Origin of the sequence: Litorivivens sp. (assembly GCF_041625495.1) — a bacterium.
Lineage (GTDB): Bacteria > Pseudomonadota > Gammaproteobacteria > Pseudomonadales > Spongiibacteraceae > Litorivivens.
The window spans coordinates 1-4687 of sequence record NZ_JBFJTH010000228.1 but is presented as its reverse complement, the minus strand read 5'-3'; the positions used below and the strand labels follow the sequence as shown (position 1 = coordinate 4687).

7 protein-coding genes are annotated in these 4687 nt (G+C 54.1%); 4 read left to right on the top strand and 3 right to left on the bottom strand.

Annotation, left to right across the window (positions count from 1 at the left end):
• Together ABYP39_RS17465 and ABYP39_RS17460 are read right to left on the bottom strand one after the other, a co-directional pair.
• Positions 1–186, bottom strand: a 186-nt coding sequence (locus ABYP39_RS17465; protein WP_372783870.1) for a hypothetical protein, incomplete at its 3' end; no start/stop codon positions are given.
• Positions 187–241: 55 nt separating this feature from the next.
• The gene (locus ABYP39_RS17460) at positions 242–925 is read right to left on the bottom strand and encodes an ABC transporter ATP-binding protein (RefSeq protein WP_372758982.1); all 684 of its coding nucleotides are present in this window, start codon (positions 923–925) and stop codon (positions 242–244) included.
• A gap of 386 nt (positions 926–1311) precedes the next feature.
• Between ABYP39_RS17460 and ABYP39_RS17455 the strand changes: the two genes are divergently transcribed.
• From ABYP39_RS17455 to ABYP39_RS17445, 3 genes are all read left to right on the top strand, one after another.
• Positions 1312–1884 (top strand): arylesterase, encoded by a 573-nt coding sequence (locus ABYP39_RS17455; protein WP_372750366.1) that lies wholly within the window; start codon positions 1312–1314, stop codon positions 1882–1884.
• A gap of 156 nt (positions 1885–2040) precedes the next feature.
• Positions 2041–2799 carry a hypothetical protein gene (locus ABYP39_RS17450; RefSeq protein WP_372783868.1) on the top strand — a complete coding sequence of 253 codons (759 nt, stop codon included), beginning with the start codon at positions 2041–2043 and terminating at the stop codon, positions 2797–2799.
• A 1-nt stretch (position 2800) separates the two neighbouring features.
• Positions 2801–3964: an SRPBCC family protein gene (locus ABYP39_RS17445; protein ID WP_372783866.1), complete on the top strand. Its 1164-nt coding sequence runs from the start codon at positions 2801–2803 to the stop codon at positions 3962–3964.
• Between the two features lie 45 nt (positions 3965–4009).
• Here the strand turns inward: ABYP39_RS17445 and ABYP39_RS17440 are convergent, their stop codons facing one another.
• Positions 4010–4279, bottom strand: a complete 270-nt coding sequence (locus tag ABYP39_RS17440) for a hypothetical protein (RefSeq protein ID WP_372783864.1) — start codon at positions 4277–4279, stop codon at positions 4010–4012.
• A 290-nt stretch (positions 4280–4569) separates the two neighbouring features.
• Here ABYP39_RS17440 and ABYP39_RS17435 point away from each other — a divergent pair.
• A partial coding sequence (locus ABYP39_RS17435; protein ID WP_372783871.1) for a transposase family protein occupies positions 4570–4687 on the top strand: 118 nt, incomplete at its 3' end.

The window sequence follows — 4687 nt, the reverse complement described above, 5'->3', positions numbered from 1 at the left end:
TCGCGGCGTTTTTAATACCAGGTCCGCAGCGAGGAACTTATTGCTCTCACCCACGATGCCTCGCTGCAAACGATCCGCAAAACCCGCCACACCACTGACAATGGTCACCGCCAGAATCAGGGACACCAAAAGCAGCGCTAACTCTCCACCGCGCCATTCACGCACCAACCACTTCAGGTGATTCACGCTGGCCTGTTTCGTCGGGGCACGGTTCGCATTCGATTGCGCTACATTCACTGTGTTATGCAATGCTAGGCTCCAGACTGTCAGCCACAATCGCACCCGCCTCCAGCGTTATGCGCCGCTCGCATCGCTGGGCAAGAATAGGTTCATGTGTAACCAGCACCAGAGTAGTCGTGCTTTCCTTATTCAGGCTAAACAACAAATCATTCACACTGGCGCCCGTGGCCGCATCCAGATTCCCCGTAGGCTCATCGGCAAACAGGATGCCCGGCTGCGGTGCAAAAGCGCGCGCCAGTGCAACTCGCTGCTGCTCTCCACCAGATAGCTGCCGGGGATAGTGATCCAGCCGGTGTGACAACCCCACTTTCTCCAAATACTCACGAGATACCTGCGCTGCCTTGCGATCACCGCGCAGCTCCAGCGGCATCATCACATTCTCCAGCGCAGTCAGACCGGGCAACAATTGAAAAGATTGAAATACAAAGCCCACCAGCCGGGCCCGCAATGCCGCCCTTCCATCTTCATTGAGCCCATTGAGATGCTCACCACCGAGCCATATATCGCCGCTGCTAGGCTCGTCCAGCCCAGCCAGCAGGCCGAGCAAGGTGGATTTCCCCGAGCCCGACGGACCGATAATCGCGACCGATTCACCAGACTCAATAGTCAGATTCGCTTCTTTCAGGATACTCAGCTCACTATCGGCTACCTGAACTCGTTTACTCACATTTTCTGCGCGTATCATGACCACCCCAAGGTTGGGCCGCGCAGTAGCGTCGGCCCCATAAAATCTGAATTGTCTTTGTTACGTAAGAATACGCGAATCAGTGCTGCAAGGCGCGCTTTGGCCCCGAATTTTCCTGCCTGATAACAGCGACACACTGCCGTACAAATACGGTGCTACAAAGCCAGTACTCGACAGGCGCTTGATTTCGCCGCACCGGCCTTACACTATGCAGTAATATTCGAAACCAGCCTGATGGTTTCACTAAATAGCGTTCACCAGACTGACCGATGCACGTCCGAGCAGAAAACCCTCAGGCCCAGTAAATTTTACGGAAAACACGTTAGATGAAAACCAGATTTACCGAAGCACTCGTCACCGGATTATCGCTATATTCTAGGCGCGTAATGCTGGCGTACCTGACGCTAATTGCCGCCGCTGCCCAAGCACAGATACTGGTACTGGGTGACAGCATTGGCGCCGGATTTGGCGTCGCCGAAAACCGCAATTGGGTCTCCCTGCTGCAGCAGGAGCTTGCCCCTCGCAAGGTCATAAATGCAAGTATCAGCGGTGATACCAGCAACGGTGCAAAAGCACGGCTTCCCGCGTTGCTATCACACTATCAGCCAGAACTGATTCTACTGGAAGTCGGTGGCAACGATGGCCTGCGTGGCCAACCCACTGCCCTGCTGGAGAAGAACCTCAAGACAATGATTGATTTGGCCCGAAAGGCCGGCAGCGATGTCATTCTGCTGGGCATGCATATTCCCCCGAATTACGGCAAGGCCTATACAGATGCCTTTCACCAGACTTTCCATACTGTCGCGGCCGCCAAGAACGTGCCCTTGCTGCCTTTCCTCCTAGAGGGCATCGCGCTTGATCCCGCCCTGATGCAGGCCGACCGCATCCATCCCAATGAGCAGGCTCAGCGCAAAATACTGGAAAACGTTCTGCCTTTGGTAAAAGCCTCGCTGGACTGAAAACCGGCCTATTAACTCCCCGGGGGTACCCCAGTATTAGTGCCGCACAAAACATTACATAAATTGACACCCCTACATCAATGCGTGTAATGTTTTGACATGCTATCACTGTCGATACAGCCATCCAGTAGTTGCTTGACGCCTCAGCGTCTGATATTGGACTTACTTGATGCCGACCCTCAGGCCATGGCTTTCAGTCGTCGCCTGCTAGCGGCCGGCGGTGTTTTCAACTTCACCAGCAACCAGATGCGGGTCTCTCTATCGCGCCTGGTAAGTGATGGCCTGCTTGAAAAGCCCTCGCGCGGCCTTTACCAATTGAGCGAGCGCGCAGCCAGACTGCGCACAGAAATTCAGCGCTGGCGCCACCTCGAGCAACAGCTCATACCATGGCACGGCAACTGGCTTGCTATCGCCTGCGGCAACCTCGCGGCAGACAGCAGCGCCCATTTTCGTCGTCAGCAACGCGCACTGGCATTGCGTGGCCTGCAGCGTTGGCGCTTGGGCATTTGGGTACGCCCCGACAACCTGCACGGTGGCCTGGAACAGCTAGTGATTGATCTGCAGGCACTTGATCTAGACGCCATTCAAGGCAGCTTCCGTATTGAACAGGCCGACGATAGCTGCCAGCGCGAGCTTATCTCGCTTTGGGACAGCCTCGTCCTCGATAAGGAATACCAGCAGCGCTTGGTGCAATTGCGAGACGCCAACGAGCGCCTGACGAACGCTAGCCCCGCTCTGCTTTCCGAAACCATGGAACTGGGCAGCGACACCGTCCGCTTCCTCTTAATGGACCCACTGCTGCCAGAAGAACTGGTTAACCACGACAACCGTCGCGCGCTAGTGGCCGCTATGGTGGATTACGACGCCAAGGGCCGAAAACTCTGGCAACAGTTCATCGACGCACTGGAGGCTTAATATGCAACCACCTGCACAGACCCGCGTGTTTGCTTCGCTACTCGACGATGTTCGCGAATCGCGACCACCCCAAGCGCGTCAGGGCGCGGCCGACCCAGCGTTTTACACCGACGAACGCTGGTTTCAGGCAGAGCAACGTAAACTTTTTGCAGACACGCCGCTTGTCGTCGGACATGTGTCGATGCTGCCGAATAGTGGTGACCACATTGTGCACGATCACAGCGGCAAGCCCATACTGCTGGTACGCGGCAAAGATCAGAAAATACGCGCCTTCTTGAATGTATGCCGGCATCGAGGCGTTCGCCTTAGCAACGCCGATAAGGTTGAAAATCGGACGACTTTTGTGTGCCCTTACCATAACTGGATTTACGATCTCGACGGTAGCCTGCATAAAATTCCACTCAAGGATGAGTGTTTCGATGAATTAGACAAAGATTGCCTTGGACTCACCGAATTACCACTCACCATTCTTGAAGGTTTGATTCTGGTATCTGGCACACCGACGGGCAGCGCCGCACTACCAAATGGTATGGCCGAACTGAAGGAAGATTTTCGCGCTTTTGGACTGGCAGAACATACCTTTTTCAGACAGTCGGTGACCACAAAAGACGCCAATTGGAAGCTGATTATCGAGGCCTTTCTCGACGGCTATCACGTTGTTCGCCTGCACCGTAAAACCGTTGGTCCGTTGTTTCTGGATTGCGTTGCCAAAAGTGAACGCAAAGGTGACAACATCATTTCAGTAGTTGCCCGTCAGGAATTTAGCGATGCTCTCTCACTGCCAGAACAAGACTGGGATTTACGGCATCATGCAAGCTGCGCTTTTTTTCTGTACCCGAACACTACACTAATTGTTCACCCGGATTACATCAGCTACCTAACACTGTTTCCACAGAGCGCCAGCAAAACCGTTTGCGTGCACGGCTGCCTGATTCCAGAACCACCTCAGGATGAAAAAGCCGCTGCACACTGGGAGCGCGCCTACAGTATTATTGAAAACGGTGTGTTTCAGGCTGAAGATCTGTTTGTTTGTGAACAGGCACAAATCGGGATGAGTTCCGGCGCCAATGAGAAACTGCTATTCGGCACCTATGAATCCAGCATTATCGATTTTCATCAGATTTTGGCGGAACAACTCGGCCCTTACCAGGCGCAGTCAGGCTAAACAATGCCAATTGCCGATAGATGACGCGGTAACCCACCGAGATAATCACATCGAGGCTATAGTGCTCCACGTGCCGCTCGACCGTACGCCCCCCTCGGTTTGAACTGTCGCAAATTTTGCGACAGTTACCCCACGTTCCAACTCCCCCTCACTGAAGACGTTATTAACGTGCTTGCCGATGGTTTTCACATCACGGCCAAACAGCTCAGCCAGTTGCTGCCGATTTAGCCAGACGGTATCGGCCTGCAGATGCACCTCAATCTGAGTCTGGCCGTCGTCGGACTGGTAAATTTCAATTTGCTTATCTGTGCTCATATCGCCTCCTTGCGATGCTGGCTCGGGTAAAGGGTAATCCTGCCGGAAACCACTGGTTATACCACCTCGGTGATCCGCTTTTCAGCATCGGGAATGGCTCTTAATCTTTAAAGGGAGAAACCCGCATTCATTAGACTGATTTTGCGATGACAAGTTTAATGGAGCTACCGATATCCCACGTAAAGAGGATTATAGGCATACCCGGCCCAGAGATTGAACGGGTAGTACGAACACAAGGTATATAGGTTTGGGCAAAGCCGGGCGTCAGGCCGCCGTGCAAGCACTGCCAAGTGCCGGGTTTGCGGATCAAGGCGTCCTACTGGCGTACCGTAAAGCATACCCGCCAGGGCAATCAGGTGCTGACACTGCATCTGCGGGTGCCTAAGTACCACTGCCGGGGCTGCCGGC